The sequence below is a fragment of the Longimicrobium sp. genome, from assembly GCF_036280135.1.
Classification (GTDB): domain Bacteria; phylum Gemmatimonadota; class Gemmatimonadetes; order Longimicrobiales; family Longimicrobiaceae; genus Longimicrobium.
Genome location: NZ_DASURI010000278.1, coordinates 1 through 3,392 on the forward strand (window position 1 = coordinate 1; position 3,392 = coordinate 3,392).

General features: G+C 69.9%; 3 protein-coding genes. All 3 read left to right on the forward strand.

The genetic code is table 11. The features are described from left to right. Positions 1–1,208: GMC family oxidoreductase (locus VFZ20_RS08780; protein WP_329683483.1), on the forward strand; the 1,208-nt coding region annotated here is incomplete at its 5' end. After that, complete coding sequence (locus VFZ20_RS08785) at positions 1,205–2,155, forward strand: Gfo/Idh/MocA family oxidoreductase (protein WP_329683484.1); 951 nt, start codon at positions 1,205–1,207, stop codon at positions 2,153–2,155. The genes VFZ20_RS08780 and VFZ20_RS08785, both read left to right, overlap by 4 nt. A gap of 115 nt (positions 2,156–2,270) precedes the next feature. Continuing rightward, on the forward strand, positions 2,271–3,080 hold the full coding sequence (locus tag VFZ20_RS08790) for a hypothetical protein (RefSeq protein WP_329683485.1): 810 nt from the start codon (positions 2,271–2,273) through the stop codon (positions 3,078–3,080). The last annotated feature ends 312 nt before the right edge of the window (positions 3,081–3,392 follow it).

Sequence of the window (3,392 nt, forward strand, 5' to 3'; positions counted from 1 at the left end):
ACGACGCGCTGGAGCCGTTCTACTCCGAGGCGGAGCGGCTGATCGCCGTCGCGGGCGCGGCGGGCGAAGATCCCACGGAGGGGCATCGCGGCGCGCCGTATCCGCACCGCCCCGCGCGCTTGGCCGAGGCGTCGCGGATGATCGCGGACGCGGCGCGGTCGCTGGGGCTGCACCCGTTCCGCATCCCCCTCGCCATCGCCGAGTCCGGCTGCCAGGCGTGCACCACGTGCGACGCCTTTGCGTGCGCCGTCAGCGCCAAGAACGACCTGGCCACGCGCGTGCTCCCCGGCCTGCTGGCGGACGGGATGGAGCTGCGGCCGGACACCGTCGCCGTGCGGCTGGTGGCGGAGGGGGATCGCGTCACCGCCGTGGAATGCGCGGACCGGCGGACGGGACAGCGCTTTACCGTCCGCGCGGGGACGGTCGTCCTCGCGGCGGGCGCGCTCGCCACGCCGCACCTGCTGCTGGCCAGCGGGCTGCAGCGGATGAACCCCGCGGGACACGTCGTGGGCCGCTACCTCATGCGGCACTGCAACGCGATGACGTACGGCATCTTTCCCCGCCGGCCCAACCCCGCGAACGAGCACCACAAGCAGGTCGCCATCCACGACTTCTACTGGGGCGACGACGCGCCGGGCGCCCCGGCCGGCAAGCTGGGCAACCTGCAGCAGGTGATGACGCCGCCCGCCGGCCTGCTCGCCCACGTGCTGCCCAAGCCCGTCGCCGACGCCCTGGCGCCCGCCGTATCGCACCTGACGGGCCTGCTCTCCGTGGCCGAGGACCAGCCGCGCGAGACCAACGGCGTGCGCATCGACGCATCCTCCGTCGACGCGTTCGGCCTGCCGAAGCTGCTCGTGGAGCATCACTACACGCCGCGCGACCTGGCCGCCCGCCGCGCCCTCGTTCGCCGGGCCAGGCAGATCCTGCGCAAGGCGGGCGCGTGGGGGACCGTGACGTGGAAGGTGTCCACCTTCAGCCACGCCGTGGGCACGGTGCGGATGGGCGCGGACGAACGGACGAGCGCCCTGGACGAGGACTGCCGCTACCGCGGCCTGGAGAACCTGTACGTGACGGACGGCAGCGTCTTCCCGACTTCCGCCGGCGTAAACCCCAGCCTGACCATCGCCGCCAACGCCCTGCGCGTGGGCCGGCGCATCGCCGCGGCCGCCGCGCCGGCGGACGCCACGGGACGCGAGGTGGCCGCGTGAGCCAGCCGGTGAACCTGGCCTTTTTGGGATGCGGCAACGTCACGCGGATGCACAGCAAGACGCTGCGCAAGTTCGACGTGCGCCGCTTCTACGCCAGCCGCGACGGGTCAAAGGCGGAGACGTTCAACCGCGAGATGGGCGGCGCGGGCGCGTTCAGCTCCTACGAGGCGGCGCTGGCGGATCCACGCATCGACGCCGTGCTCGTCGCCACGCCTCCGAGCTCGCACCTGGAGCTCACGCTGGCGGCGCTGGCGGCCCGCAAGCACGTGATCGTCGAAAAGCCGCCGTTCATGCGCGCGGCGGACTTCGACGCCGTGCAGGCCGCGCGCGACGCCGCCGGCCGCCGCGTGATGGTGGCCGAGAACTACTTCTACAAGCCGTTGGCCGAAGCGCTGCGCGGCCACATCGCCGCCGGCGACATCGGCGAGGTAAAGGTCATCACCGTCAACGCCATGAAGCGGCAGGCCACCAGCGGCTGGCGCGACGACACGGGGATGGCGGGCGGGGGCGCCCTGTTCGAGGGTGGCATTCACTACGTCAACTTCATGGCCAACCTGGGGCTGCCCGTGCTGGACGCGCACGGCTTTCGCCCCGGGCGCGCGGACGGCGGGCCGGAGCGCAGCACGCTGGCCGTCTTTCGCTACGCGCAGGGCGCCGTGGGCACGCTGTACTACTCGTGGGAGATCGGCTCGCCACTCAACGGTGTGCGCGTCAGCAGCATCTACGGCTCCGAGGGCGCCATCACCTTCGAGAGCAACGGCCTGTTCCTGGGCGTGCGCGGCCGCCGCAAGCGCGTGTCGCTGCTCAAGCCCACCGACCTGGTGGGCTACCGCGGCATGTTCCGCGACTTCGTGGACGCCATCCGCGCCAACGCGGAGCCGCGGTTCAGCCTGGACCTGGCGCGCCGCGACCTGGAGCTGGTGGAGCAGATCTACCGGACGATGTGAGAACAACAGTGCGAAAGTGCGTGAGTGCGAAAGTGCGAAAGTAACTGCGCACGATTGGCCACGCTGACTGGACCTGTCCTGATCCAACAATCCTGAAATCCTGACCGATATACCCATGTCTGTTCTGCTCGGAGTTCTGGCCGGCGCGCACGCAAGCTCGTGGGGGATGTACAAGGACGCCCCGCACGAGGGCTTCACCTTTCTGAAGTACTCGCGCAGCATCATCGTGGCGGCGCTCATCGCCCTGGTGCTGCAGCCGATCACGGGGATGGACCTCACCAACTGGGGCCAGGCCGCCGTCTTCTTCGGGATGGTGTACGCGCTGGAGCGGCTGGGCCACGAGCTGTGGAAGGGCTACATCCGCGAGGAAGACCAGTCCAAGTACTTCATCCCCATGCAGTTCGGCGTGCTGGGCAAGCCGGTCAAGAGCCGCCCCGTCCGCTGGAGCCTGCTGCTGGCGATCCTCATCATCCTGGCCGTGCTCGTCTGGGCGGGATACGAGATGATGGAGCGCTTTCCCAACACGCCCGCGTGGCTGGTGCTGGTGACGCTGGGCGCCATGGGCGGATGGCTGACGGCGTTCGGCGGCGCGTGGAAGGACGCGCCCGTGGAGGGCTTCGAGACGCTCAAGTTCTTTCGCAGCCCCGTGATCGCGCTGTTCTGGGCCACGCTGATGGCCTTCTTTACGCGGGACTGGGTCTTCATCTCGCTGTCGGGCGCGGGATACGCCGTGGCGATGATCGAGACGTACAAGACCTTCTTCTTTCCCAGCAAGCCGCGGGGCAAGTTCGCGGGCAAGCCGGTGCTGTACCCGGAGATCCTGGAAAAGCGCAAGCCCGTCGTCTACCTGTACGCCGCCATCTGGGCGTGCATGATCGCCATCCTGGTGATGGGCTTCATGGGCCCCCGCGACGGGCTGCTGTAGGCCCTCACCCGGGGCCCTCACCCGGGTTCGCGGAGCTCACCCACCCTCTCCCGCAAACTGCGCGGGAGAGGGTGTAGACTTCGAGCGGGGTCACTGCAGCGGGCCGAGTGAGCGCGGAGACGGAGTTCCCGTCGCTGCGCGACGGGAGGGCCCTCTCCCCCGACCGCCTTTCGCTCGTTCCTCGCGACGGCAGTCGACCCCTCCCCCGAAGTTGTCAACTTCGGGGGAGGGGTTGGCGAGAGGGCGAGATCGGGCACCGAGGTTGCTCGTGCGAAGGATGGGTTCTCCTCTCTCCGCGAGGAACGAGCGGGG

What these genes read in the sequence shown, in the direction of transcription:
- VFZ20_RS08790 (WP_329683485.1), top strand. Translation starts at nt 2,271, where the DNA reads ATGTCTGTTCTGCTCGGAGTTCTGGCCGGCGCGCACGCAAGCTCGTGG.